Genomic DNA, 26,449 nt, shown 5'->3' on the forward strand with positions numbered 1-26,449 from the left:
CCCCCTACATGAGGACGGCCGCGCCGGTTGTCCGGACGGGCCGCGCGGAAGACGTCCGGACGGCGGTGCGGCGGGACGGGCGCACCGCCGTGCGCAGGAGAAGTGGACGGCCGTGCGCGGACAGGTGGACGGCCGTGCCGCAGACGGACGGACGGCGGGGCCGCGGGTCTCAGGACGGCAGCTCCGCCGCCACCGCCTCGGCGATCTGCACGGCGTTGAGCGCCGCCCCCTTGCGCAGGTTGTCGCCGCAGACGAACAGCTCCAGGGCGCACGGGTCGTCCAGCGACCGCCGGACCCGCCCCACCCAGGTGGGATCGGTGCCCACCACGTCCGCGGGGGTGGGGTACTCCCCCGCCGCCGGGTCGTCGCAGAGCACCACACCCGGTGCCGCCGCCAGGATCTCGTGCGCCCCGGCGACCGTGACCTCGTTCTCGAACCGCGCGTGCACCGCCAGCGAGTGCGTGGTGACCACCGGGACCCGCACGCAGGTCGCGCTCACCTTCAGGTGCGGCAGGCCGAGGATCTTCCGCGACTCGTTCCGCACCTTCAGTTCCTCCGAGGACCACCCGTCCTCGGTGAGCGAACCGGCGAAGGGCACCACGTTGAGCGCCACCGGCGCGGGGAACGGCCCGGTGTCACCGACCGCCCGCCGGACGTCCCCGGGCTGGGTGCCCAGATCGGTGCCGGCGACCCTGGCGTGCTGCTCGCGCAGCGCGTCGATGCCGGCCTGCCCGGCACCGGAGACCGCCTGGTAGGAGGAGACGACCAGCTCGCTCAGGCCGAACGCGGCGTGCAGCGCGCCGATCGCCACGATCATCGACAGCGTGGTGCAGTTGGGGTTGGCGATGATGCCCCGGGGCCGCACCCGGGCGGCGTGCGGGTTCACCTCCGGGACGACCAGCGGTACGTCCGGGTCCATCCGGAAGGCGCCGGAGTTGTCGATCACCACCGCGCCCTTGCCGACCGCGACCGGCGCCCACCGTGCGGACACCTCGTCCGGCACGTCGAACACCGCGAGGTGGACGCCGTCGAACGCGTCCTCGGTGAGCGCGACGACCTCGACCTGCTCACCCCGGACGGCCAGCTTCCGGCCGGCTGAGCGCGGCGAGGCGATCAGCCGGATCTCCCCCCAGATGTCCGCGTGCTCGGAGAGGATGCCGAGCAGCACGGTGCCGACCGCGCCGGTCGCCCCGACCACCGCGAGGGTGGGGCGGCCGGCGCGGCCGGCGGCCGGGTTCATCGGCCGGTCCCTCCGTAGACGACCGCCTCGTCGCTGTCGGAGTCCAGCCCGAAGGCGGTGTGCACGGCCTGCACCGCGTTGTTGACGTCGTCGGCGCGGGTGACCACCGAGATGCGGATCTCGGACGTGGAGATCAGCTCGATGTTCACCCCGGCGTCGGAGAGCGCCTCGAAGAACGCCGCGGTGACGCCCGGGTTCGTCTTCATGCCCGCGCCGACCAGCGAGATCTTGCCGATCTGGTCGTCGTAGCGCAGGGAGTCGAAACCGATCGCCTGCTGCGCCTTGGTCAGCGCCTCCATCGCCTTGTGACCGTCGGTCTTGGGGAGCGTGAAGGAGATGTCGGTGAGACCGGTCGATGCGGCGGAGACGTTCTGCACCACCATGTCGATGTTGATCTCGGCGTTGGAGATGGTCCGGAAGATGGCCGCGGCCTCGCCCGGCTTGTCCGGCACACCGACGACCGTGATCTTGGCCTCGGAGGTGTCGTGAGCGACACCCGAGATGATGGCCTGCTCCACCTTCTGATCCCCTCGCGGCTCGTTGCTGACCCAGGTCCCCTGCAGTCCGGAGAAGGACGAACGGACGTGGATCGGGATGTTGTAACGGCGTGCGTACTCCACACAGCGGTGGAGCAGCACCTTGGAGCCGGAGCTGGCGAGCTCCAGCATGTCCTCGGACGAGATCCAGTCGATCTTGCGGGCCTTCTTCACCACCCGGGGGTCGGCGGTGAACACGCCGTCCACATCGGTGTAGATCTCGCAGACCTCGGCGTCCAGCGCGGCGGCGAGCGCCACGGCGGTGGTGTCCGAACCGCCACGGCCCAGCGTGGTGATGTCCTTCTTGTCCTGGGACACACCCTGGAACCCGGCCACGATCGCGATGTTGCCCTCGTCGAGGGCGGTACGGATGCGGCCCGGCGTGACATCGATGATGCGCGCTTTGTTGTGGACCGAGTCGGTGATGACTCCCGCCTGGCTACCGGTGAACGACTGCGCCTCGTGACCGAGGTTTTTGATCGCCATCGCCAGCAGCGCCATGGAGATCCGCTCTCCGGCGGTCAGCAGCATGTCGAACTCGCGCCCGGCAGGGATCGGGGATACCTGCTCGGCGAGATCGATCAGCTCGTCCGTCGTGTCGCCCATCGCGGAAACCACCACCACGACCTGGTGGCCGTTCTTCTTGGCTTCCACGATCCGCTTGGCGACGCGCTTGATGCCTTCGGCATCGGCAACGGATGAGCCTCCGTACTTCTGCACGACAAGGCCCACGTGCGCTCCTCGCAACTGTTAGTAAAACGGTCGACTCAGTCTATCGAGCAAGCGGAATGCGCCATCCGGATATCACCTGGCGAGACAAACCGCTCACCCGGCACAGCCGCCGGAGCACTCACCGTGCATGCACCCGGTCCGCGCGCCCGCCACACCCTGCTCTGCTCAGCCAGCACTCTGCCCGCTGGCCGGAGCGGCACACGGAAAGTAAGCCAGCTCACAACCGTCCGGGAGCGCGCGCCGGGCCGGGACCGCTGCCCCGGCGCGCACCGGCCGGCGATCGTCTGCGCCCCGCCCGGCGGTTCTCTTCCCGCGGTGCGCCCGGCTCCCGGTGGTCGGCCTCCGGTGGTCGGCTTCCGCCGTGCGGGCGGCGGTTCAGGGCCGGGCCCGCTCGGTCGCCGCGACGAGCCAGCGGTCGCCACGACGGGTCAGCGTCGTCTCCATGTACTCGCCGTAGCCGATGACCACGCGTGCCCGGGAGTCCCCGAGCAGTTCGACGGACCGCACCTCCAGCCGCTCGACCTCGGCACGCAGGCGGTCGGTCACCTCGCGCCGCTCGTACTCCCGACGCTCCTCGGGTCCTCGCATACGGGGAACCGCGGCTTGCCCATGAAGCGGGCGCCGGGGACCACCAGTCGGCACGCCGTGTCGAAGTCGTGCAGGGCACAGCTCCGCCAGAAGTCCAGCGTGACCTTCCTCGCCTCGGCCTGGAGCCTCGCCTCATCCGCGGAGTCGCCGTCGTTGCTGAACAGGTGGAACGCTCCGGCACCCAGCAGGACCACCAGCGCCACCACCGCCGCGAGCACCACGGCACGGCGCCTGCCGCCGCCGGGTGCGGCACCCGGCGGCGCGGTGGGTACGGGCGGCACGGCCGCTGGGGCGGCGGCCGGTCGGGCAGGCGGACCGGCGGGCGGGGCGGACGGGAGGGACGGGCCGGCCGACGGGCCTGCGGGCGCGTTCGCCGACAGGACGGCGGGCGGGGGCGGACGGAGCGGACGCGGTGGAGGCGGGGGACGACGTCCGGGGACCGCCTGGTGCCCCGGCGTCGAGCGCCCCGAGCGCCATGGCCAGCCGTCCGGCGAACTCCGGGTCCTGCTCGACGATGATCCGCAACGTCTCGGCCGCCGCCCGGCGCCTGGCCGGTTCCTCCGGCGCCGCCCGCAGCGCCTCCGCGGCCCCCGCCGCCACCGGATTGCGCGCCATGCGTTCCCACACCAGGGTCGCCAGGCGCTGCGCGGCCTCGGCAGTGGCTCCGCCCGCGAGCACCTCCGCGGTGGCGTCGATCGCCTGCCTCGTGCTGTCGGCGTTCTCCACGACTACCCCCCGGCCGGTGTGGACGTACAGAGCCAGCCATGCCCGTCCGCCCGGCGGCTCATTCACCGGTGCCGGGCGGGATGCTCTCGCGGGTCCGCGCACCGCCCCCCGGGCACGCGGCCGTCACAGCGGTCACGGCCGTCGGCACGAACCGAACAGCGGGCGGACGGGGGAGACGGCCCCTGCCCGGGTCAGGACGTGGTCGAGGAGCCCAGCCCCAGCGGGCCGGCGATCTCCGCGGCCATCACCTTGCCGGCCTCTTCCGCCAGCGCCTCGTCGCCGCCGTCGGCGCCGTTGTCGGTGTCCAGTCCGTCCAGCTCGTCCAGCGGACTGTTCAGGCGGACGTGGGCGACCAGCGACTGCAGGGCGCGGAGCGCGGCGGACGCGGTCGGCCCCCAGTTGGACAGGTACGAGAACTGCCACCACCACAGCGCCTCGCTGACCCGCCCGTTGCGGTAGTGCGCCATGCCGTGCCGCAGGTCGGTGACGATGTCGGCGAGGTCGTCGGAGATCCGGCAGGCCACCGGGGCGCTGCGCGGTACGTACGGGTCGAAGACCTCCGAGTAGACGTCGATCGGGTCGAGCAGGCGGGCGAAGCGCTCCCGCAGCTCGTCCACGTCCGGCTCCGGGCCCACGTCGGGCTCGTAGCGCTCCTCGGGAACGATGTCCTCGTGCGCGCCCAGCCGTCCGCCCGCGAGCAGCAGCTGCGAGACCTCCAGCAGCAGGAAGGGCACCGCGCTGTCCGGCTCGTCCCCCTTGGCGACCTCGGTGACCGCCACCAGGAAACTCTCGACCTGGTCGGCGATCTGGACCGCGAAGTCGTCCGGGTTCTGGTGGCTGTCGTGCAGCGTTGCGTCAGACATCGAGAAGTCTTCTCCCTTCGAAGGCCCGCCCCAAGGTGACCTCGTCGGCGTACTCCAGGTCGCCACCGACCGGCAGCCCGCTGGCCAGACGCGTGACCTTCAGCCCCATGGGCTTGATCATCCGCGCCAGGTACGTGGCGGTCGCCTCCCCTTCCAGATTGGGGTCGGTGGCCAGGATCAGCTCGGTGACCGTGCCGTCGGCGAGCCGGGCGAGCAGTTCCCGGATGCGCAGGTCGTCCGGTCCCACGCCCTCGATCGGGCTGATCGCCCCGCCGAGCACGTGGTACCGGCCCCGGAACTCCCGCGTCCGCTCGATCGCGACGACGTCTTTCGGTTCCTCCACCACGCAGATGACGGCCGGGTCCCGGCGCGGGTCCAGGCAGACCCGGCACTGCTCGGCCTCGGCGACGTTCCCGCAGACCGAGCAGAACCGCACCTTCGCCTTGACCTCGGTCAGCGCGTGCGCCAGGCGGCGCACGTCGGCCGGCTCGGCCTGGAGGATGTGGAAGGCGATCCGCTGCGCGCTCTTGGGACCGACACCGGGCAGCCTGCCCAGCTCGTCGATGAGGTCCTGGACCACGCCTTCGTACACGGAACGCTCTCTCTTTCTCCGGTTGGCGTCCGGCGCCTGCGCCGCCGCCGGACGTTACTGCGCTGCGCCGCGCCGGGAACGGCTCAGAAGGGCAGGCCCGGCATGCCGCCCAGCCCCTGGGCGAGCGGACCGAGCTTGCGCTGCTGAAGCTCCTGCGCGGACTGGTTCGCGTCCCGGACCGCCGCGACGATCAGGTCGGCGAGGGTCTCGGTGTCCTCGGGGTCCACCGCCTTCGGGTCGATGACCAGGCCCTGGAGCTCACCGGCCCCGGTCACGGTCGCCTTCACCAGGCCCCCGCCGGCCGAACCCTCCACCGGCGTGCGGGCCAGCTCCTCCTGGGCCGCGGCGAGGTTTTGCTGCATCTTCTGGGCCTGCTGAAGCAGCTGCTGCATGTTGGGCTGGCCGCCACCGGGGATCACGAGTGCGCTCCTGCTGTCGAGTTTCGGTCTGTGCCGCTTCCGATAGCCCGAGCCTACGTGCTCCCCGGGGACTGCGCGCTACCCCGTGGGAACGAGTACACCAACGTCCCGCTACACCTGTGGATGGAGAAACACCGGGACCTCGGGCCCGCCCCCGGCACCGCCCTGCCCGGTCACGGCAGGGGCCTCCCAGCGGGACGCCCCTGGTCCGCCTCTGCCCGCCCGGCGCCGGCATATGCCCGGCGGAACGGAGCGGCCACCGTCCGTCGCCCTTGCCCCCCACCTCGTCCCTCATGCCCCCCACCCGTCCATCGCCCATGGCCCCCGCCCGTCGTCCGTGGCCCACCGCCCGTCGATCGCGGGACGGGCCCGTACGGAAAGCGTCCGCCGGAACGCCGGCGGCGGCCGCGCGCCGGGTCCCGGGTCCCACAAGGGCGCGCCCTCGGGGTCCCGCGGGGGTCGGGCCTCCGGGTCCGGACCCCCGTAGAGGTCGGGCTCCGGGTTCCGGGTCCGCGGGGTCGCTCCAGGCCCCCCGGCGGCCGGAACTCCGGTGGTTCGGCCCGGTCACGGCCCTGCGCGCGGGTACGGAACGGCGCGCCGGACACAACCCGAGCGCGAGCCCGTGGGCAGACCCGTTACCGGTCCGGACCGGGTCCGCGTGCAGACCCAGAGCCGACCCGGCCCGGGGCCGACCCGGGGGCCAGGCCCGCCTCGATCCCGGGTCCGGACCGCAAGCACCGTCCGATCCCGGGTCCGGGCCTTTAGCGCCGTCCGAGCCCGGACCCAGGTCCCCGGCCCGGGCGCGGGTCCGGGTCCGGGACGAGCCCGACCGGGCCGGGGCCGGGGCTACTCGTTGGTGATCTCCTCGATCACCGTGGCCCCCAGCTCCCGCACGATCAGCTCGTGCCCGCTGAGCGCGGACTCGTCCAGGTCCGGGTCGTCCTCGTCCGGGATGTCGTCCTCCGGCGCCACCGGCACCGGCGGCGCCGGCTCCCGGTGTACGGGCGGCGCGGCGGCCGGGGCCACCGGGGACGCGGATACGGCCGGGCCGGGGGCCGGTGCGGCCGGCCGGGGTGCCGCCGGCGCCCCGGTGGGTCCACCGGGCCTCCCGCCCGGGCCGCCGGCCGGACCGGCAGCGCTCGGTGCGCCCGGACCACCGAGGCCGGCACCGCCCCCGCCGAAGCCACCACCGCCGCCACCGAAGCCGGCGCCGAAGCCGGCGCCGGGACCGCCGAAGCCCCCCGGGGGCCGCCCGCGCCGCCGAACCCGCCCCCGCCGTGGCCGCCGGAGCCCGCCATGGCGCCGCCGCCCGGCTGGCCGGCGCCACCCGAGGGATCCACCACGGCCTCGATCCGCCACTGCACCTGGAAGTGCTCGGCCAGTGCCTGCCGCAGCACGTCCTCGCTGCCGCTGTTGGCGAAGCTGTCCCGCGCCCCGGCGTTGGAGAAGCCGACCTGGAGGGTCGTCCCGTCGAATCCCGACACCGAGGCGTTCTGGCTGAGGAGGATCCACGTGAAACGTCGGCGGTTCTTCACCGCCTCCAGGATCTGCGGCCACATCTGCCGCACCTGCACGGCACCCTGCGCCGCCGCCTGGCCACCGCCCTGCGCCTGCTGCGGCGCGGGGGCGGCGGGCGCCTGCGTGCCGGGCGCGGTGAGGCGGGCGCCGCCAGGCACCGGCCCCGGGCCGCCCTGCGGCGCACCGCCCTGGCCGGGCGTCACCGCCGAGGGCCAGCCCCCGGGGCGCCGCGCCGGGGCCGCCGGGGGTGCCGCCGCCTGACCGGGCGCGGCCGCCGTGGGCCAGGCGCCCGGCGCCCCGCCGCCGGGGCCGGCCGCGGGGGCCGGAGCACCGCCGGCGGCCGGCGCCGGGGCGGCCGGACCGCCTGCCGCGGGCCAGGCCCCGGGCCGCTGCCCGCCCTCGGCCGCCGGCGCGGGCACCCCGGCGGGCGGCGCGTCGGCGGCCGGTGCGGGTGCCGCGGCCTGCGCTGCCGGTGCCGGAGCGGCCTGCGGTGCCGGTGCGGCACCGGTGGCCGCCATGGCCGCCCGCGCCGCCGCCGGTCCGGACGGGCCGGTCACCGGAGGGTGCGCGTCCGGCCCCGGTACGTAGCCCATCGCCGGGCCCGGGACCGCGCCGCCGGCTCCCGCGGCCGCCGCGCCGCGCTCCAGCCGCTCCAGCCTGGCCTGCACCGACCGCTCGTCGTCGAAGGCGGCGGGCAGCAGCACCCGGGCGCAGATCAGCTCCAGCTGCAGCCGGGGCGCGGTGGCACCGCGCATCTCGGTGAGCCCCTGGTTGACCAGGTCGGCGGCGCGGCTCAGCTCCGCCGCGCCGAAGACCGAGGCCTGCGCCTGCATCCGCTCGACCACGTCGGCGGGGGCGTCGATCAGCCCCTTCTCCGCCGCGTCCGGCACCGCCGCGAGGATCACCAGGTCCCGCAGCCGCTCCAGCAGGTCAGCCACGAAGCGCCGCGGGTCGTTGCCGCCCTCGACGACCCGGTCGACCACCTCGAAGGCCGCCGCGCCGTCGCCGGCGGCGAACGCCTCCACCACCGAGTCCAGCAGGGAGCCGTCGGTGTAGCCCAGGAGCGAGGTGGCCATGGCATAGGTCACACCGTCCTCGGCGGCACCGGCCAGCAGCTGGTCCATGACCGACATGGAGTCCCGGACCGAGCCCGCGCCGGCCCGCACCACCAGCGGCAGCACCCCGTCCTCGACCGGGATCTTCTCCCGCTCGCAGACCTCGGCCAGGTACTCGCGGAGCGTGCCGGGCGGTACCAGGCGGAACGGGTAGTGGTGGGTGCGCGACCGGATGGTGCCGATGACCTTCTCCGGCTCGGTGGTCGCGAAGATGAACTTCAGGTGCTCCGGCGGCTCCTCGACCACCTTCAGCAGGGCGTTGAACCCCGCCGAGGTGACCATGTGCGCCTCGTCGATGATGTAGATCTTGTAGCGGCTGGAGGCGGGCCCGAAGAACGCCTTCTCGCGCAGCTCACGGGCGTCGTCCACGCCACCGTGGGAGGCCGCGTCGATCTCGATGACGTCGATCGAGCCGGGGCCGTTCCGCGCCAGGTCGAGGCAGGATCGGCACTCGCCGCACGGGGTGGGCGTCGGCCCCTGCTCGCAGTTGAGGCAGCGGGCGAGGATGCGCGCGCTGGTCGTCTTGCCGCAGCCGCGCGGACCGCTGAACAGGTACGCGTGGTTGACCCTGTTGTTCCGCAGCGCCTGCTGCAACGGGGTGGTGACATGCTCCTGCCCGATGACCTCGGCGAAGGTCTCGGGTCGGTAGCGGCGGTAGAGCGCGAGGGACGACACGTCTACGACGATATCGGGAGCCACTGACACGTGGCGTCGATCACATGAACCACAACAGCCTCATCGGTCACAGGGGCCTCACCGGCCCGTCGCACAGGCCCCGCGCGGCCTCACCGGGCCCCGCCCCCACAACGCAAGGGCCCCCCACGTACCCGCCAGAGCCCACTTACCCTTGCTGCCTTCCGGCCCTGGGGGAGTTGGGTGAGATAGCGCCACGTGAGGGGCTGCCCCCTACCCTAGCGGATGCCGGGGCGTGGTGGAGCACCCTCTCCGGCCCCGCACCGCCCGCGGACCCCGTCACGGAGATCCCCCGGGGACAGGGTTCGCGAGCACTCCTTCCGGTCTTGTATTGTTTGCGGCGGAGGATTCGCCTAGTGGCCTAGGGCGCACGCTTGGAAAGCGTGTTGGGGGCAACCCCTCACGAGTTCGAATCTCGTATCCTCCGCCACGGCTGGCAAGCCGTACCGAAGGTCCCGACCGCACCGCGGCCGGGACCTTCGTCGTTCCACGACCTTCGCCGCCCCGGCCGGCCCACACGGCTGTGGGGCAGGGGCGCGGTCCGGGGCGGTCCGGGGCCGCGAACCGGTATGGCCCGGGGAGGCGTACGGCGGCGTCCGCGGCCCGGCCGCCCCTCCGCGGCCGGACGGCGCGGACGCCGGCGCGGACGTCATGCCTCCGGTGTTCCGTCCGCCGTGATCCGGCGGAAGCCGAGGTACGGGAAGAGGGACTCGGGAAGGACGAGCGAGCCGTCCTCCTGCTGGCACTGTTCGAGGAGCGCGGCCAGAGTGCGGCCGATGGGCAGGCCGGAGCCGTTGAGGGTGGCGACGAAGACGGGCTTGCCGTCCTCGCCCCGGGTCCGGATGTTGGCGCGCCGGGCCTGGAAGGTGCCGAAGTTCGAGACCGAGGAGATCTCCCGGTACGTGTTCTGGCTCGGGAGCCAGACCTCGATGTCGTAGGTGAGCCGGGCGGAGAAGCCGGTGTCGCCGGCGGGCAGCTTGATGACCCGGTACGCCAGGCCGAGCTCCTGCAGGCACGCCTCGGCGTGGCCGACCATCGTCTCCAGCTCGGCGTCCGCCGTCTCCGGGTCCACGATCTTGACCATCTCGACCTTGGCGAACTGGTGCTGGCGGATCAGGCCGCGGGTGTCCCGGCCGTACGAACCGGCCTCCGAGCGGAAGCACGGGGTGTGCGCGGTCATGGCCAGCGGCAGCTCCGCCGGCGGGATGATCTCGTCGGCGTAGAGGTTGGTCAGCGGTACCTCGGCCGTCGGGATCAGGAACAGATCGCGCTCGGCCACGCCCGTTTTGAACAGGTCTTCCTCGAACTTCGGCAGCTGCCCGGTGCCGGTCATCGTCCTGCGGGTGACGAGGAACGGCACGGAGTGCTCGACGTACCCGTGCCGACGGGTGTGGATGTCGAGGAAGAGCGTGGCCAGGGCGCGCTCCAGGGCCGCGCCGGCCCCACGCGACACCGCGAAGCGGGGGCCGGACAGCTTCGTCGCCCGGGCGAAGTCCAGGATGCCGGTGGCCTCACCGAGGTCGACGTGGTCCTTCGGCTCGAAGGTGAACACGGGCGGCGTGCCGACGCGCCGTACCTCGACGGCGAACTTCTCGGAGTCGCCGTCCGGGGCCGAGTCGTCCGGCAGGTTCGGAATGCTCAGGAGCAGTTCGCGGAGGTGCGCCTCGATCTCCTCCTGTCCGGCCTCGATGTCGCGGATCCGGTCCTTCAGCTCGCGGGCACGCTCCTTCAGCGCGCTGATGTCCCCGCCCTCCTTCGCGGTCCGCTGGACCTCGCCCGCCACCCGCTTGGACTCCGCCCGCAGTTCGTCGGCGGAGCGGATGTTCTGGTTCCGCCGGGACTGGAGGGACTCCAGCTCGGACAGGTCCAGGGAGTAGCCGCGACGAGCGAGCCGACGAACAGCTTCGGCACCCATGTCGATCAGGGCGCGGGCGTCATGCATGAGGGGAATCCTTCGTGACCGGCGAGTGGGGCGGGATGTCGGAGCGACGGTAGCAACCGCGGCCCCGCGCCGATCCGGAACGCGGCCCCGCCGCCGGCGCGGTGCTCTCCGCGCGGGCGCCGGCACGTGAACACGGGCGGCCGGGACGGGGCGGTCCCGGCCCGCCGGCGGCCGGGGGCACCGCCCGCTCGCCCCGGCCCCGGCCGGCGGCAGGGATCGCCACCCGCTCTCACCGGCCGGCCGGAAACGGTGGCGGCCCTCCGCCGCCCTCCCCGCCCTCTCCGTGACCGCCGCCCGCCTCTCCTGCGACCGCGGTCGGTCCGACGCCCGCCTCCCCCCGCCGCCCGCGGGTCTCGGGCCGTCGGACCGGCCTCGGGCCGTCGGGCGGCCGGGGTGCTCGCCGGGCCGGTCACGCCGGCCGGACCGTGGCGGCGAGCTGCGGAAGGGCGATCAGCAGCAGGACGGTTCCCGCTTCGATCCAGCGGTATTTGGCGCGGATGATCTCGCTGGTCGTCGCCAGGGAGGCCAGCAGCGCGACGGTCGGGTCATGGCCGACCCGTTCGAAGGCCCGGCTCAGCCGCTCTCCGCCCAGTTCCGCCGTGATGTGCTCGAAGTAGCCGGGAACGCCCGCGCCCCGGCTCCGTCCTCCGCGGCGGCGCGGAGCGATGGCGAGGACGAAACAGGCCACGGCCAGCAGGGCGCTGCCGCCCCCGGTCCACCACAGCGGGTCCGGGCCCCAGCCGCCGGTGGCCGGTCCGGCGTCGCCGCTCCGGGTCACCGTGACGAAGACGCCGAGAACCGCCCCGGTGAACCCGAGCAGCACGGCGGCCTTGGTGTCCGCCCTGGTCAGCTCCGTGCCGTTGGCGGCGAGGAAACGCTCCATCGCCGCCACCTTCTCCGGGCTGGGACCGAGCCGGCGCCCGGGGGTCCGGTGGCGGCGGTGCAGCGTCCGGTGCAGGAGCCGGTGGCGCGCGGCGGTGGCGGGTCGCGACGGCCCGCGGGCGGCGCGCGGTGCCCGCCCGCGGGCGCCCGCCGCGGTCCTCGTCACGCCGGCTGTCCGTTCACCGGGCCTCCCGCCCAGCCGTTGGCGTAGGCGTGCGGCCGCGCCCCGGCCGGCCCCGCCGCACCGGCCGCTCCGCCCGCCCCGGTGCCCGGCCGGCCGGGCGCCTGACGGCCCAGGGCGACCAGCCGGTCCCGGAGCAGTTCGGAGAGCTCCTGCCGTTCCTGGTCGGTCAGCTTGCCCAGCATCCCGGCCACCTCGTCCTGCCAGGTGGTCTCACCGCGGAGCAGGCCGGCGTGCCGCACCGCCCAGTCCAGCACCTGGCTCACCTGGTCCGGGTGCCTGACCAGCCAGAGCGCCGCGAGGGACACCGGGCCGTCCCGTACCGCCCGCAGGCAGAACGCGTACTCCTCGGGACTGGTGCCGGCCCAGGACTGCGGCATCTCCGCGTCGCCGGCCTCGCCCAGCCGCAGTTCCTCCTCGTCCTCCCGGGCGGAGATGTCGGTGATCCGGTACGAGAGGCCGCTGGTGGGCAGCGTCTGCGGCACGCCCAGGTGCTGCGTCATCTCGGGCGGGCCGAACCCCCGGCCGTGTGCGGCGTACTGCTCCATGAGGTGGCGCAGCCGCTGGTCGAGGTCCTTGCGCACGGCCGGCCAGCCGTGCGTGGTGTGCGACCGCACCACCTGGACCGGGTCGTGCACCCACCACAGCACCCACACGTCCATCGACTGCCGTCCGTAGCGGCTCGGCAGGCCGACGGTCCGGACGTCCGCGTACTCGCCGAGCCGGACGACGTACGCGCTGTCGTACCCCCACAGCCTGGTACGGCCGGCCCCGGCCCGCTTCGGCTCCGCCGCCGGCGGCGCCCCCGGCGGCGCCGGGGTGCTGCCGCGGACGGCCCCCACCACGTGGTGGAGCCCGTCCCTGTCCCGCAGCACCAGGGAACGGTCCAGCCGGCCGGACCACCGCCGGCGCAGGATCTCCCGCCACGGGGCGTGCGTGGCGCGGGTGAAGAGGGGCTTGTCACTGTCGTCGATCACCGTGTCCTCCCATCCGGGTAGCTGGAGCCGGACCGCGGCGAGACGCCGTTCCGCCAGTCGTCCAGCGCGTAGCGGGCGATGTGCCGGCCGGCCAGGTCCGCGGAGCCCTCCCGGTCCATCTCGACGAACAGGCCCAGCTCCCCGTACCGCATCTCCTGGGCGAGCACGGTGACCAGCGTCTCCACGGCCGCTCGCTCCGTCTCGTCCCCGGTGGCTATGCGGAACCAGGTCAGCAGGGCACCGCGCATGGCGTCGGAGAACGTGTCGTCGTTCAGGGCCCGCCGGACGAGTTCGACGATCCGGGCGGTGTTCTCGCCCACGGTGAGCAGGTTCTCCCGGAACCACAGGGGCCTCCGCAGCAACAGGGGCAAGGTGCCCAGCGCCAGTTCCGCCCCGTCCTCGTCACGGTCGGCCCACGCCGCCAGGCAGGTGAAGACGGCCTCCGGGGCACCTGCGGCGAAGAGTGCGAGCAGCGAGTGGCGCACGGTCCTGTCGACGGTGTACTCCTCGCCGTCCCGCCCCCGGTACGCGCCCCTCAGCAGCCCCAGCGCCAGCTCCGGCCGGGAGATCCCGAAGTCGGTCCGGCAGGCGTACGCGACGGTCCACCGCAGCCGCCAGCTGGTGCTGCGGCTCCAGTCCCTGAGCCGGTACTTGACCTCACCGGCCAGGACCGGGTCCTCCGCCGCCATGCCCAGGGCGTGCGCGGCGATGGTACGGCTGGTGGGACGCTCGGAGTCGGCCAGTTCGCGTATGTGCCGCAGCGCCCGGCGCCCGCCGCCCCAGCCGGCAGCCATACCCATGACCCGGCCGACCGGTTCGGCCAGCTCCGGCTCCCTGCCGGAGACCGCGTTCAGCCAGTCGGTCAGCAGGCCGGGCAGCTGCCCGTACTGCCGCCACACGTGCTTCAGCACCGCCTCGCCCTGGCGGTGCCGGGTGAACCGCACCGGCTCCACGGCGTAGCCGTAACGGGAGCCCGTCCGTATCTCCCGCGGGCCGGACCGGGCCCCCACCTTCCGCATCAGCTCGTCCAGCGACCGGCGGAAGACGAACCGCGGGTTGGGCCGGGGGGTGTCCCGGCGCGGCGCCGGGCCCTGGTCACCGTCCGCGCCACCGTCCCGCAGGACGGAGTCCAGCCGGCCGTCCGCCACCGCCAGGAGGCGTTCGGCCTCCTCCTGGACGATCCGGTGGTCCAGCCCCTCGAAGACGCAGGTGGCCAGGAGGAACGCCAGTCCGTCGGGGTCCTCCCGCAGGCCTTTGACCAGATCGGGCGCCGCCTCTTCCGCGCCGAAACTCAACCGGTCGCGGAGCCCGGCGGCATCCGGTCCGTCCTCGCCCTCCTCCCGTACCGCGGCCACCAGTTCGACGACCTGGGCCGGCACCAGTTCGGCCGCGAGCACGTCGTCCAGCAGCCCGGGCTCCAGCCGGCCCAGCAGCCGGGCACGCTCCGCCCGGTCGGGCACCGCGGTCGTGAACAGCGCGTCGAAAACGGCGCGGGGCGGGGGCGGCACGCACCGCACGGGAGAGACGTGGAGGTCGCGCGCCAGCCCGCGGACGAGCTCCGGGTCGTCGGGCAGCACGATCACCATGCAGGCGTCGGCGTCGCCCAGCAGGCGCCGCAGGTTCGCCAGCACGGCCGGTCCCAGCGGGTGGTGGGGCAGCAGCCCGTGCACGAGATACCCGCGGGTCCCGGTGTGGGTCGGTCGCCAGGTCGACAGGTCGACGTCGCTGTCGAGGGCCCGCAGGCCCATGCTGCCGCCGGTACGGCGGGACAGCAGGTTCAGCGCGGCGGTGCGGCGCCCGGTACCGGGTTCTCCGAAGAGGAACAGCACGCCGGTGGCCAGCTCGGACAGGGCGGCGGAGAACCACGCGGGCTCGGCGAATCCCGACTGGGCCGCCAGGATCTCCAGCGCGGAGATCGGGCCCTCGTGCGCCTCCACCGGGCGGCCGCCGGGCCCGGCCGCCGCACCGATGTTCTCCACCCGCTGGCCGCCCCGTACGGAGCCGGTGTTGATGTTGCCGTAGGGGGCGTGGATGACGATGCGCCGCGCGCCGGCGTACCGGGAGCCGGGCCGGTCGGCGAGCACTTCGTCCAGGTCGTCGAGATCGTCGAACTCGTCGTAGCCGGGGTGGTGTTCGGCCTCCGGAGCGGCCGGGCCGGCGGGGGCGGACGAGTCGGCGGGGCCGGACGGGACGGCCGGACCGGGCTGGCCCTCGGGACCGGACGGGCCGGCGGACCGGGATTCGCCCGGCGGCAGACCGCCGGACGCCGGCTCGCCGGGCGGGAGTTCCGCGCCGCTCACCGACGGCCCTCGTACTTGTCGCCGTGGACGGTGTCGCCCTGGTTGCCGTGGACCGTGCCCGCCTTGTTCCCGCCGATGTAGTCACCGCCGCCGGTCGCGACGTGGTCACCACCGACGGACCCGATGTGGTCACCACCTCCGGTCCCGATGTGGTCACCGCCGCCGGTCTCGACGTAGTCACCGCCGACGGTCCCGATGGTGCTGACCCGCTGGCCGCCGTGCACGGTGCCGGTGTTCAGGTTTCCCCCGTGGGCCTGGTAGGTCACCGCGTGATGGGGCGCCCCGCGTCCGGGGGCGTGCGGGTCCTCACCGGCGTCCTCGGTGCCGCGCCGGGCCTCGTGGTCCTCGACCACCCGGTCGCCCAGGATGCGCCGGTCGTAGAGGTTCCCCGACGGCGCGGGCACGTACAGCCAGGCCCGCTGGTCGAACTGCTTGCCCTCGACGGTCGCCGGTACCTCGATGAAGTGGTCGGTGTGCCGCCCGGTGTATCCGCCGGCCACGGCGTCCTGGTAGCACCGGTCCGACAGGATGGCGGCGACCTGGGTGACGTTCTCGTTGGACGCCGCCAGCACGGCCTTGACCGGGCGGGAGTCGAGCAGCCGGTGCGTGTCGTTGCGCGGGGTGCCGTTGCCGTCGAACTCCTCCCCGGAGTCGGGCAGCGGGCCGATGTGCAGGCTGACCCGGAACCGGAGGCGCACCGCGCCCGTGGAGTGCACCGTGAACTCGGTCAGCACGTCCTGGAGGGTGTGGAGCCAGGGGTGGATCACGAACGGCATCCACGCCGGGTCGAAGCCGAAGACGTAACCGTCCCCCGTGGACGCGGGGAACCTCTGCTCCTTCCAGACCTGCTCGATACCGGCCCGCTCGAACGCCCGCTGCAGCAGTTGCGGGACGGCCCGGCTGATCACCCCGTGCTCGATCGCGGGGTACCCGGTGAAGTCCTTGGCGTCGACGGCCACGATCCCCCGGTAGGGAGGGAGGTGGCGGCTTCGCGTGTGGGGCATGGCAGTGGCTTCGGGCAGCGGCTGGTGGAACTGCGACATCACGACTCCTTGGCTTCCCCGGACGGGTTCGTCACGTCCGAGCATCGCGGGGTTACCCACCGCGGTGTGCTCACTCTGCGCGGAAGGCCGGTGACAGGCGTCACAGGGGCCCGGAAGCCGGGCACTTCAGCCGCAACGGCCCGCGGCCGCGCGGTGCTTCGGGCGGGGCCACCCGCGGGGCCCGGCGCTTCGGGTGTGGCAACCCGCGGTGGCCCGGCGCCTGAGACGTCACGGCTCCCGGCCGCACGGCGCGTCAGCCGGAACGGCCCGCGGCCGCCCGGCGCAGTGCGGGCAGATCGCCGATGAAGACGCGCTTCCGGCCGGTACGGACCTGGTAGGGCTCCAGCTCGGAGAGGCCCGCGGTGACCGTGTTGCGCGAGACCCGCAGGTGCTGCGCGAGTTCGTCGCGGGTCAGGGCGAGCTCCAGGCAGCGCCCCGGGGGGATCGCCGAGTGCCCCGAGATGTCGGCGAGGCTCACCAGGGACGCCGCCAGGCGGGTGACCACATCACCCCCGCCACGGGCGCGGTCGGACTCCCGCAGCCTGCTCAGGGCGTAACGCACCAGTACGGGGTACAGGTCGTGGTCCGTGACGAACCGCAGGAACACCGTCTTGCTCAGGACGGCGACCGAGCAGTCCGATATCGCCTGCACACTCGCCGACCGCTCGCCGTCGTCGAGCACCGCCACCTCGCCCAGCAGTTCTCCGGGACCGCGGAACGCCAGCAGGGTGAGGTCCCCGCCGCGTTCCCGCCGGATCACCTTGGCCACTCCGCCGCGCAGGGCGAGCACGTGGGTGCCCGGTTCCCCCTGCCGCAGCAGCACGTCACCGACGGGGTGGCGACGCTCGAACGATTGCCTGAGCATGCCGGTCCAAACCTCTTCGCCCACCAGGCCACGCAGCGTCAGACCTGCTGGATCCGATACTCCCGCCACCCGATCGGTCATGCGACGACCCTAGAAGAGCACCCCGTCCGCTGCCAGACGCCCGCCCGCCTCCGGAACACCGGGAGCCGCTGCCGACGGCACTCTCCACGGATCTCCGGGGCCGGGCGCGGCGTCACCGCCGAGGGGAGAGGCGCGCAGGGCGTGGGGCACGGCCGGCGTCGGTGTACCTAGCTCCACCCCCGATCCGGGTCGTGGGCCCCATGTGGGCGGCGGGCGGCGTCCGTAGCGTCGGGGACGGCGCGGGGGGCGCGCCGTTCGAGGGGAAATCGAGAGGACCACCATGTTCCGTCGTACGGGCCGCACCGCCGGCCCCGCCACAAGTGCCGAGGCCCTGCGGCTGGTTCGGGTGAGCAAGGTCTACGGATCCGCCGGGAACGCCGTGACGGCGCTGGACCGGGTGAGCCTGGCGCTGCCCGCCGGCAGCTTCACCGCGGTGATGGGCCCGTCGGGGTCCGGCAAGTCCACGCTGCTGCAGTGCGCCGCCGGGCTCGACCGGCCGGACAGCGGGGTGGTGATGGTGGACGGGGAGGAGATGACCGGCGGCGACGAGACGGCGCTGACGAAGTTCCGGCGCCGGCGGATCGGCTTCGTCTTCCAGCAGTACAACCTGCTGCCCACGCTCACCGTGGCGCAGAACACCACGCTGCCCGCGAAGTTCGCCGGGCGCCGGGTGGACCCGGCCCGGGTCCGGGAGGTCCTCACCCAGGTGGGACTCGGCGACCGGCTCCACCACCGCCCCGACCAGCTCTCCGGCGGTCAGCAGCAGCGGGTGGCCATCGCCCGGGCGCTGGTCACCGAACCGCGCGTGATCTTCGCCGACGAGCCGACCGGCGCCCTGGACATGCGCAGCGCGCGGGATGTGCTGGGCCTGCTCCGGGAGACGGTACGGGTGCACGGCCGCACCGTGGTGATGGTGACCCACGACCCGGTGGCCGCCTCGTACGCCGACTCCGTGTGGTTCCTCGCCGACGGCCGGCTCGCCGGGCAGCTCGTCGGGCCCACGGTGGACGCGGTCGCCGAGCACCTGGCGCACCTGGGCGACCGGGCCGCCGCGGCCCGGGCGGACGACGGCGCCCCCACCGGGGCGTACGGCGACGCCGGCCCGGGGCAGCACGGCGGCGCCACCACCGGGCGGTACGGCGACGCCGGCCCGGGGGCGCACGGTGGCGCCTCCGCCCGTACGGCCGACGGGCCTCCGGGGCACCGGCCGGGTCCGGCGGCGTCCCACCGGCGGACGGAGGGCTGACCGGTGCTCACCCTGGCCCTGAACTCCGTACGGCAGCGCCCCGGGCGGTTCCTCGCCACCGCGCTCTCCGCCTTCCTCGGCGCCGTGATCACCATGACGTTCAACTCCCTGCACGACACCGCCGTCGCCGCCGACACCGACGCCGCCGGCTCCGAGACGCTCCACCTCACCGCCTCGGTGGTCGGCGGCTACGGCACGCTGCTGGTGTTCTTCGCCATCGCCTCCGCGCTCACCGTCAACGTCCGGCAGCGCGCCGAGGAGATCCGCCTGCTCCGCTGCACCGGGGCCACCCCCGCGCAGATCAGGCTGATGGTGGTGGGCGAGGCGGTGGCGGTCGCGCTGATCGGACTGCTGGCGGCGGTCGGCCCCGCGATGCTCGCCGGCCGGGCCCTGCTGGAGATGTTCCGGGACACCGACCAGGTGGCGGACGACGTGACGTACACCTTCGGACCGGTCGCGGTCGCGGCGGGCGTCACCACCGTCCTGGTGGCGTCGGCGGGCGCGGCGTTCCTGGCGGTGCGCCGGGCGACCCGGGCGGCGGCCGGCGCGGGTGCCGGTGCGCGCCGGCACCGGCTGCGGCTCCTCGGGGGTGTCGCCGCGCTGCTCATCGGCACGGCGTCGGCCGCCACCACCTTCGCGATGGACGCCGGCGGGCCGGAGCTGATGGCACCGCCGGCGTACGGCGCCATCGTGCTCTCCGTCGCCTTCGCGGCCTTCTCCCCGGCCCTGCTGCGGGTGGTGCCGGCCCGGCTGGAGGGTCTGGTCACCGCGGTCGCCGGGGTGAGCGGATACCTCGCGGTGCACTCCGTGCGGCAGCGCGCCACCCAGCTCGCCGGGGTGCTGATGCCGCTGATCGTCTTCACCGGGGTGGCCACCGCCACCCTCTCCATGCAGGCCGCGGAGAACGACGCGCTCGACGCCTCGGGCGTGACCCGGTCGGTGGAGGACAAGAACCTGGAGACGCTGAACCTGGTGGTGGTCGGCATCATCGTGGTGTTCGCCTGCGTCATGCTGATCAACAGCCTCTACGCGGCGACCTCGTACCGCGGCCCGGAGTTCGGCCGGCAGCGTCTCGCCGGGGCGGTGCCGGGCCAGGTCCTCACCGCGGTCGGCACCGAGGCCGCGCTGCTCACGGTGGTCGGCGTGTTCTTCGGCACGATCGCCGCGCTGGCCGGGACGGTGCCGTTCACCCTGGTCCGCACCGACCGGGTGCTGCCCGAGCAGGCGCCGTGGATCTGGCTGGGAACCGTCGCGATCGGCGCGGTGGCCACCGTGGTCACCAGCGTGGCCACCGCCCGCCGGTCCCTGCGCACCCCGGCCGTCATCGCCGCCCGCGTGGTGTCCTGACGGCGGGACCCCGGCGGGCGGGTACACCGGGACCGCCCCGCCCGCCGGGGGTACGGCGGGCGGGGCCGCCGCGCGCGGCACGCCCCGGTGGTCGGTGGTCGGTGGTCCGGGGACGGGGCGCGGGTACGTCGGGCCGCGGTCGCCGGCAGGTCGGCCGGGGGTCGGGGGTTCCGGGGGAACGCGGTTCCACGGTGGTCCTGGGGCCGCGGTTCCACGGTGGTCCAGGGGGCCGCGGTTCCGGGGTTCCGGGGTTTCGCGGTGCCCGGGGGCGAGGCGGATACGGGCTCCTGTGCCCGGGGAGCGGGGACAGGCCGCGGCGAGGGCGGGGCCGCCGCGCCCCGGCCGAGTCCGGCCCGCGCACCCCACCCCCGGCCGGAGACCCGCCCCCGGCCGGGACCCGCCCCCCGGCCGTACGGGCACGGCCGTTCGCCCGCCCCTCCACGGCAACGGCCCGGGGCCCCTGGCCCCGGTACCGCCTTCCCGGCGGTACGGCCCGGGCTCCCGCCCCCGGCGGTCACGGCCTGGGTACGGCCCGGGCATGACGGGAGCCGCACCCGGGCACTGTCGTCCGGCTCACACCCACCCACCCCAAATACGCATACGAGATGCGTATTTGTTAGCGTCGGCGTGTGCGGCTGACGAAGTTCACGGATCTGGCGCTGCGCGCCGTCATGCGGCTCGCGATCCCCGGGGGGAGCGAGGCGGTGACCACGCGCGCTGTGGCGGAGGTGATGGATGTCCCCTACGCCCACATGGCGAAGGCGATCACCCGCCTCCAGCACCTCGGCGTGGTGGAGGCCCGGCGCGGCCGGGGCGGCGGGCTCGCCCTGACCTCCCTGGGCCGGCACGCCTCGGTCGGCTGGCTGGTCCGCGAGCTGGAGGGCGAGGACGAGGTCGTCGCCTGCGAGGGCGACCCGCCCTGCCCGCTGCGTGGTGCCTGCCGGCTCCGCCGGGCGCTGCGCGAGGCCCAGGAGGCGTTCTACGCCACGCTCGACCCGCTGACCGTGGCCGACCTGGTCACCTCGCCCACCGGCCCGGCCCTGATCGGTCTGACCGGCCGACCGGACCGCCCCGCCGTGGCCCGCCCCGGCTGACCGGCGCGCCGCCGCGCCACCCGTCGCACCCCTCTCGCGGCACCCGCGCGGCCCGCGCCCACACCCGCTCCGCGCCCGCGGGCGGCACCGGCGGACCCGCCCACGTATTGGCGGACCCGGCCCGCACACCGGCGGGCCCGGCCGGCCGCCGGCGCGCCCGTACGGCGCCGTGCGCCTGCGCGCGCCGTCGGCCGGCCGGCGGCCGTGGAGCCACCCGCGCCCCCGAGCGCCCCTCGACAACGCCTCCGGGAACGCCCTGAGGGCCGTCGAACCCCCCACCCGAGAGCCACCCCGGGAACCACCCCTCGACCGCCGCCCGGCTGGGCCCCCCACCGCCGGGAGACCTTCCCCGACGGGCCGGCCCCTGCCCGGGCGGCGACCGACCACCGTAAAACACGAAGATCATTAACCAATTTGATCTTCCGGCCCGCCCGGCCCGGATGCCGGGATCACCAAGGAGAAGCCATGCTGTCCGAACAGTCCGCCCCGGTCGTCCGGGCCACCCTGCCCGCGGTGGGGGCCGCCATCGGCGAGATCACCGAACTCTTCTACCGGAAGCTGTTCGCCGACCGCCCGGAGCTGCTGCGCGACCTGTTCAACCGGGGCAACCAGGCCAGCGGCGACCAGCAGCGGGCCCTCGCCGGGTCCATCGCGGCCTTCGCCGGCATGCTGCTGGAGCACCCCGAGGTGCGGCCCGGCGAGGGTCTCGCCCGGATCGCCCACAAGCACGCCTCGCTCGGCATCTCGGCCGACCAGTACCCGCTCGTCCACCGCCACCTGTTCGCCGCCATAGCCGAGGTGCTGGGCGACGCCGTCACCCCCGAGGTGGCCGCCGCCTGGGACGAGGTCTACTGGCTGATGGCCGACGCGCTGATCGCCCTGGAGACCCGGCTGTACCAGCAGGCCGGCACGTCCCCGGAGCACATCTGGCAGCGGATGGAGATCGTCGAGCGCCGCGAGGAGACCCCCGACGCGGTGTCGTTCGTCCTGCGTCGCGCGGACGGCGCGCCGGCCGGCCCGTTCCGGCCCGGCCAGTACGTGAGCGTCCGGGTACAACTGCCCGACGGCGCCCGGCAGATCCGCCAGTACAGCCTCTCCTCCGCGCCGGGCGACACGCACTGGCGCATCACCGTCAAGCGGGTCCGCGGCGGCGCGGGCCCGGACGGCGAGGTCTCCTCCTGGCTGCACGAGCACGCCCGGGCCGGCGACCTGCTGTCCGTCTCCATGCCGTTCGGGGACCTGGTGCTGCCCGACGGGGACGGCCCGCTGCTGCTGGCGTCCGCGGGCATCGGGACCACCCCGATGCTGTCGATGCTGGCCCACCTGGCCGGGACCGGGTCCGAGCGGCCGGTGACCGTGGTCCACGCCGATCGCTCCCCCGCCGGCCACGCCCACCGCCAGGAGCTGCGGGAGCTGGTCCACGCCCTGCCCCAGGCGTCCCTGCACCTGTGGTACGAGGAGCCCGGCACCGCGCCGGCCGACGGAACCGGCTCCCCGGCCGGCACGGCCGCCTCCGGGCCGGACGCCGCGGCCCTCGCCGGTGCGGCGGACGCGGCGGCCCCGGTCGGACAGGTGACCGTCTCCGCCGGACCGGTCGACCTCGACGCGCTGAAGCTGCCTGAGGGCCTGACCGCCTACCTGTGCGGCCCGCTCCCGTTCATGCGGGCGGTCCGGGGCGACCTGCTCCGGCGCGGGGTGCCCGCCGCGTCGATCCACTACGAGGTGTTCGGCCCCGACCTCTGGCTCGGACGGCCGTGACTCCGCGCCCACGGGGCCGCCGGCCCGGCCCGCAGGAGGGCCGGACAGGCCGGTCGGACCCGTGACGGCGGGCGACCGGTGCGGCGGTGGGGCGGTGGACCGGTGGTCCACCCGGGCGATGGTCGACCCGGTGGCGGATCACCCACCGCTGGGGCGGTGGCCGGTGCGGCCGGTATCCCCGCCCCGCCCCGGCACCACGTAGGCTCGTGGGGAAACCTGGGAAACCTGGCCGCCGGGAGCGCCCCCGGACCGCCCGGAGGACCGCGGACCGCCCCGAGCACCGCCCCACCCGGTCCGCGGGTCCGCCGTGCGGCCGGACCGCCGACCCCACCGGACCGCCGGGGACGTGCCCCGTCCCCGCCGACCCGGAACCGCGTCACCCGACCGCCCGGCCGCCGGACCACGCGGAGGAGGAGCGAGCGTTGACCGAACGGAAACCGCCCGGCGTCAGCTTCGAGACCTGGGCCGACCGCCAGATCCGGGAGGCCGAGGAGCGCGGCGAGTTCAACGAGCTGCCCGGCTTCGGCAAGCCGCTCCCCGGGCTGGACCGGCCCTACGACGACGAGTGGTGGGTCAAGGAGAAGATGCGCCGGGAACAGCTCTCCTACCTGCCGCCCGCCCTGGCACTCCGCAAGGAGGCCGAGGACACGCTCGCCGCCGTCGAACGGGCCCGGTCCGAACGGCAGGTCCGCGAGATCCTCGCCGGGATCAACGAGAAGATCGCCGCGGCGCTCCGGCGCCCCCCGCCGGGCCCGCCGCTGCAGCTGACCCCGTTCGACATCGAGCAGGTGGTCACCGACTGGCGGGCGCGCCGGCCCGACTGACCGCCCGGCGGCGGCCACGCCCCGGATCCGGCCCGGGGGTCCCGCCCCACCGGCCCGGGGGGTGTCCCGCCCTGCCGCACGACGCTGCGGCACGCCCCCGTGGCATGACCGCCGCGCCGCGACCGGCCACTCAGAAGGCCGGCCGGTCCGGCGCGGGACGGTCCACCACCGCGGCACGGACGTCACGGCACCGGCGGCCACCCCACAGGCCGTCGCCGCACGGACATCACGGCACAGGCGACACAACACAGGCCACCAGCGTGTGAGGGTCCGGCGAGCGAGGCCCGGGCCGGCAGGGTTGCCGACCACCGGTGCCGGACCCACCACCCCGGTGACGGTCGTGGCCTGGTGCCTCGCTCGTCCGGGCCGGCCCCATCCACACCCCGGCACCGGGTCACCGCGGGACGGCTGCCCGGAGAGACCCGGCACGGCCGCCAGGACCCGCGGCCGTACGCGCCGCCCCGGCGACGGCCGTCACCGGGGCCGCCACGGGGCCGCGAGGCTCCGCCCCGCTCAGGGCGGCGGCGATACGGGCCGCGGAGGTGCCCAGCCCCGTCGGCCCGGCGGACCAGCGGTGGCGTCCCGCGTCGGCACGCAGCTCCTCCTCGCCGTAGCGGCGGCACTCCCGGTGCCAGACCAGGATTCCGGAGAGCCAGTTCTGGAGTTCGCGCACATAACCGTCGAGCACCTCCCGGGCTTCCGCGGACAGCTGGAAGTCGTCGTAGAGCACCGGGAGTTCATGGGCGGCAACGTGCTGGAACTGGCGCATCCGGGACGTCATCAGGTCGTCCACGATACCGAGTGCCGTCGGGTAGTCCACGTCGAAGAAGTTCTGCACCACCAGGACGCCGTTGTGCACCTCGCCCTCGTACTCGATCTCCTTCTGGTACGAGAAGACGTCATTGAGCAGGCAGGCGTAGTCCGCGGCGGCGTTCTCCAGCGAGCGCATGGGGCCGCTGCGGTAGATCTCGGGCGGCACCCGCCGGCCGTGGCCCAGCCTGCACAGGCTCATCGTCAGGTCGGAGCCGAACGTCAGCCGGCGCATCTCGATGTAGTCCACCGGGTCGGGGATGCGGTTCTCCGCCTGGTTGGCCAGCTCCCACAGCCAGCTGCCGGTCATCTTCTCGATCGCGGTACGGAAGGCCCGCCGCGCCTCCGGGGTCATCGGCCGCGCGGTGCGCGCCCAGAGGTCGGCCAGCCCCCGCTCCAGCGCGTTCACCGGCTCCGGAACGGCGTGCGCGGGGTCCAGCGGCATGAAGGACGACAGCCGTTCGGTCGCCACCCGGGCCCCGGCCAGGTCCCGGGTCCGGCCGAACACCACCGGGTAGTAGTCGTCCCCGTAGGTGCCCCAGGTGAGCCAGCCGGAGGTGAGGTCCAGCCCCTCCGGGGTGGCGTCCGGGTGGATGCCCGCGGCGCACAGCGGCAGGTCGTAGCCGATCAGCTGCGCCTCGCTCCACACGTCCGAGCCGGCCACCCCGGGCTGCGGCCCGAGCATGCCCATCCGGTGCGCCCACACGACCACGTTGCGCCGGGCGGCGTCCAGGTGCGGGCTGCGGACCGCGGTGAACGGCATGAAGAAGTCGGGCAGCAGGGACGGTCCGACCCGCTGGAAGGGGACGTGCCGGTGACCGCGCAGCCGGTTGCCGGTGGCCGTGATCAGCGCCCTGATGTCCAGCGCCGAGGTGCCCAGGCCGCGCGGGCCCCCGAGCAACCCGCCCGCGGCCGCCGCGAAGCCGGCCGCGCCCGCCGGACCGCCGGCCACCGGGGGCCCGGCGGGCGCGGCGCCCTCGTTCATGTAGCGGCTGGACCGCAGGTGCCACTCGTGACCGCCGGACTGCCAGTCCTGGAGCCCCTTCACATAGGCGAGCACCCGCGCGCACTCGTCCGGGCCGAGCCCGGACTCGGCGAACAGCGGCGGCAGTTCGGTCAGCGTGGTGTGCTCGAACTGCTGCAACCGGGCGGTGAGCAGGTCGTTCACCGCGTCCGCCGCCTGCTGGGTGGTGCACCCCAGGAAGGTCTCCAGAACCAGCACGCCGTTGCTTAGCTCCCCCTCCTCCTCGGTCTCCCGCTGGTACGAGAACAGGTCGTTGCGCAGGTGCACAGCGTCGGAGAACGTGTCCTTGAGCACCCGCAGCGGACGGGAGCCGGCCACCGCGGCCGGGACCTCGGCGCCCGCCGCGTACTCCACCAGGCCGGCCGACCAGGGCGCGCCGCCCACCTTCCGCCGCATCTCGATGTACTCGACGGGGTTGGGCACCCGGCCCGCGTTGATGTTGGACAGCTCCCAGAGCGACTCGTTGAGCAGGTTCTCGGTGCTCTCGGCGAACCGCGCCCGCCACTCGGCGGACATCCCGGGCACGGTCCGGGCCCACAGGTCCGCCAGCCCCGACTCCACCGGGTTCCGCGGCTCGGGCACGGGGGCCGAGGGATCCATCGGCATGAAGGCCGGCAGCCGGTCGAGGTACTCCTTCCCGCCCGCCCGGTCCTGGGTGCGCTTGAACGTCTCCAGGAAGTGGTCGTCGAAGAAGAAGACCCACACGTACCAGTCGGTCACCAACGACAGCGCCGGCCCGTCGCAGTCCGGGTGGGTGTAGGCGCAGAGCAGGGCGTAGTCGTGGGAGTCGAGGTCGCTCTCCTCCCAGATGCCCGACCCCTCCAGCATGCCCTGCTCCCGCGCCCACCGCTTCGTGTGCGTCCGCGCCTCCTCCAGGTGCGGGTTGAGGCGTGCGGGGTACGGCACGTAGAAGCTCGGTAACGTGAACGGCTGACTCATGGCATCCGGCCCTTCCCAGACTCCGTCGCATGCCCGCACGAGGGCACCGACGACCGCGACGACGGCCGCCGCCGACCACGGGCGACGGGGCAGCGCTACCCCACCCCGGCTCTG

At 74.6% G+C, this 26,449-nt stretch carries 18 protein-coding genes, 1 tRNA gene, 1 other RNA gene and 2 pseudogenes; 6 read left to right on the plus strand and 16 right to left on the minus strand.

The features are described 5' to 3' along the window. Positions 1–169: 169 nt before the first annotated feature. The 9 genes and pseudogenes from IHE55_RS13795 to ffs form a co-directional block, all read right to left on the minus strand. Positions 170–1,240 carry an aspartate-semialdehyde dehydrogenase gene (locus IHE55_RS13795; protein ID WP_197989302.1) on the minus strand — a complete coding sequence of 357 codons (1,071 nt, stop codon included), beginning with the start codon at positions 1,238–1,240 and terminating at the stop codon, positions 170–172. Then, positions 1,237–2,508 (minus strand): aspartate kinase, encoded by a 1,272-nt coding sequence (locus IHE55_RS13800; protein ID WP_197989303.1) that lies wholly within the window; start codon positions 2,506–2,508, stop codon positions 1,237–1,239. The genes IHE55_RS13795 and IHE55_RS13800 overlap by 4 nt, the downstream gene beginning before the upstream one ends. Positions 2,509–2,883: 375 nt before the next feature. Then, positions 2,884–3,054: a hypothetical protein gene (locus tag IHE55_RS13805; protein WP_197989304.1), complete on the minus strand. Its 171-nt coding sequence runs from the start codon at positions 3,052–3,054 to the stop codon at positions 2,884–2,886. Then, positions 3,051–3,317 (minus strand): hypothetical protein, encoded by a 267-nt coding sequence (locus IHE55_RS13810; protein WP_197989305.1) that lies wholly within the window; start codon positions 3,315–3,317, stop codon positions 3,051–3,053. Before IHE55_RS13810 ends, IHE55_RS13805 begins: the two co-directional genes overlap by 4 nt. A 696-nt stretch (positions 3,318–4,013) precedes the next feature. After that, a complete protein-coding gene (locus IHE55_RS13815) occupies positions 4,014–4,685 on the minus strand; it encodes a DUF5063 domain-containing protein (protein ID WP_197989306.1) in 672 nt (223 codons plus the stop codon). Next, entirely contained in the window at positions 4,678–5,277 is a 600-nt protein-coding gene (gene recR / locus IHE55_RS13820) for a recombination mediator RecR (protein WP_197989307.1), read from the minus strand. The genes IHE55_RS13815 and recR overlap by 8 nt, the downstream gene beginning before the upstream one ends. An 83-nt stretch (positions 5,278–5,360) precedes the next feature. Then, complete coding sequence (locus IHE55_RS13825; protein WP_197989308.1) at positions 5,361–5,696, minus strand: YbaB/EbfC family nucleoid-associated protein; 336 nt, start codon at positions 5,694–5,696, stop codon at positions 5,361–5,363. A gap of 846 nt (positions 5,697–6,542) precedes the next feature. Beyond that, positions 6,543–9,004 (minus strand): annotated as a pseudogene (locus tag IHE55_RS13830) (DNA polymerase III subunit gamma and tau). Positions 9,005–9,136: 132 nt separating this feature from the next. Beyond that, positions 9,137–9,233, minus strand: an RNA gene (gene ffs / locus IHE55_RS13835) — signal recognition particle sRNA small type. 131 nt (positions 9,234–9,364) lie between these two features. Here ffs and IHE55_RS13840 point away from each other — a divergent pair. After that, a tRNA-Ser gene (locus IHE55_RS13840) sits at positions 9,365–9,452 on the plus strand. Between the two features lie 219 nt (positions 9,453–9,671). On the opposite strand, the gene serS is transcribed toward IHE55_RS13840, so the two are convergent. The 6 genes from serS to IHE55_RS13870 form a co-directional block, all read right to left on the minus strand. Next, a complete protein-coding gene (gene serS, locus IHE55_RS13845) occupies positions 9,672–10,964 on the minus strand; it encodes a serine--tRNA ligase (protein ID WP_197989309.1) in 1,293 nt (430 codons plus the stop codon). Between the two features lie 409 nt (positions 10,965–11,373). After that, positions 11,374–11,847: a Pycsar system effector family protein gene (locus tag IHE55_RS13850; RefSeq protein ID WP_197989310.1), complete on the minus strand. Its 474-nt coding sequence runs from the start codon at positions 11,845–11,847 to the stop codon at positions 11,374–11,376. A gap of 161 nt (positions 11,848–12,008) precedes the next feature. Continuing rightward, positions 12,009–13,004, minus strand: a complete 996-nt coding sequence (locus tag IHE55_RS13855) for a hypothetical protein (RefSeq protein ID WP_197989311.1) — start codon at positions 13,002–13,004, stop codon at positions 12,009–12,011. After that, positions 13,001–15,304, minus strand: coding sequence for a hypothetical protein (locus tag IHE55_RS13860; RefSeq protein WP_307826652.1), 2,304 nt, complete (start codon positions 15,302–15,304; stop codon positions 13,001–13,003). Before IHE55_RS13860 ends, IHE55_RS13855 begins: the two co-directional genes overlap by 4 nt. Continuing rightward, positions 15,301–16,347, minus strand: coding sequence for a hypothetical protein (locus IHE55_RS13865; RefSeq protein WP_197989312.1), 1,047 nt, complete (start codon positions 16,345–16,347; stop codon positions 15,301–15,303). The genes IHE55_RS13860 and IHE55_RS13865 overlap by 4 nt, the downstream gene beginning before the upstream one ends. 253 nt (positions 16,348–16,600) lie before the next feature. Further along, positions 16,601–17,212, minus strand: a complete 612-nt coding sequence (locus IHE55_RS13870; protein WP_232265556.1) for a Crp/Fnr family transcriptional regulator — start codon at positions 17,210–17,212, stop codon at positions 16,601–16,603. A gap of 361 nt (positions 17,213–17,573) precedes the next feature. Here IHE55_RS13870 and IHE55_RS13875 point away from each other — a divergent pair. From IHE55_RS13875 to IHE55_RS13895, 5 genes and pseudogenes are all read left to right on the plus strand, one after another. Beyond that, positions 17,574–18,347, plus strand: a pseudogene (locus IHE55_RS13875) (ABC transporter ATP-binding protein); the annotation flags it as partial. Positions 18,348–18,542: 195 nt separating this feature from the next. After that, positions 18,543–19,886, plus strand: coding sequence for an FtsX-like permease family protein (locus IHE55_RS13880; RefSeq protein ID WP_197989313.1), 1,344 nt, complete (start codon positions 18,543–18,545; stop codon positions 19,884–19,886). A gap of 629 nt (positions 19,887–20,515) precedes the next feature. Continuing rightward, on the plus strand, positions 20,516–20,980 hold the full coding sequence (locus IHE55_RS13885; protein WP_197989314.1) for an RrF2 family transcriptional regulator: 465 nt from the start codon (positions 20,516–20,518) through the stop codon (positions 20,978–20,980). Positions 20,981–21,445: 465 nt separating this feature from the next. Beyond that, positions 21,446–22,738 carry a globin domain-containing protein gene (locus IHE55_RS13890; RefSeq protein WP_197989315.1) on the plus strand — a complete coding sequence of 431 codons (1,293 nt, stop codon included), beginning with the start codon at positions 21,446–21,448 and terminating at the stop codon, positions 22,736–22,738. A 422-nt stretch (positions 22,739–23,160) separates the two neighbouring features. Next, the gene (locus tag IHE55_RS13895; protein ID WP_197989316.1) at positions 23,161–23,562 is read left to right on the plus strand and encodes a DnaJ family domain-containing protein; all 402 of its coding nucleotides are present in this window, start codon (positions 23,161–23,163) and stop codon (positions 23,560–23,562) included. Between the two features lie 394 nt (positions 23,563–23,956). Here the strand turns inward: IHE55_RS13895 and IHE55_RS13900 are convergent, their stop codons facing one another. Further along, positions 23,957–26,335 carry a family 2 encapsulin nanocompartment cargo protein terpene cyclase gene (locus IHE55_RS13900; protein WP_232265557.1) on the minus strand — a complete coding sequence of 793 codons (2,379 nt, stop codon included), beginning with the start codon at positions 26,333–26,335 and terminating at the stop codon, positions 23,957–23,959. Positions 26,336–26,449: the final 114 nt, after the last annotated feature.

Source organism: Streptomyces pactum (assembly GCF_016031615.1).
Lineage (GTDB): Bacteria > Actinomycetota > Actinomycetes > Streptomycetales > Streptomycetaceae > Streptomyces > Streptomyces pactus.